The 221-nt window shown below is 40.7% G+C and carries 1 rRNA gene; it reads left to right on the top strand.

The annotated features are described in order from the left end of the window. Window positions 1–80, top strand: a 16S ribosomal RNA gene (locus IY568_RS24565); the annotation flags it as partial. Window positions 81–221: the final 141 nt, after the last annotated feature.

Genomic DNA, 221 nt, shown 5'->3' with positions numbered 1-221 from the left:
TCACCACGGAGTGATTCATGACTGGGGTGAAGTCGTAACAAGGTAGCCCTAGGGGAACCTGGGGCTGGATCACCTCCTTATCGACTTAGAACTAATTTGTTCGAAGTGTCCACACAGATGATTGTTGCTTGGTAAGGTAACTTACTGAGTGATATTGCTCTTTAAAAATTTGGAAAGCTGATATTAAATTCTCGGAATGACAATGAAAATTGTTGTTCTAT

It is taken from the genome of Pseudoalteromonas sp. PPB1 (genome assembly GCF_015356275.1).
In the GTDB taxonomy this organism is placed as follows: domain Bacteria; phylum Pseudomonadota; class Gammaproteobacteria; order Enterobacterales; family Alteromonadaceae; genus Pseudoalteromonas; species Pseudoalteromonas rubra_D.
The sequence above is the reverse complement of the archived record's forward strand: the minus strand, read 5'-3'. Positions and strand labels throughout refer to the sequence as shown.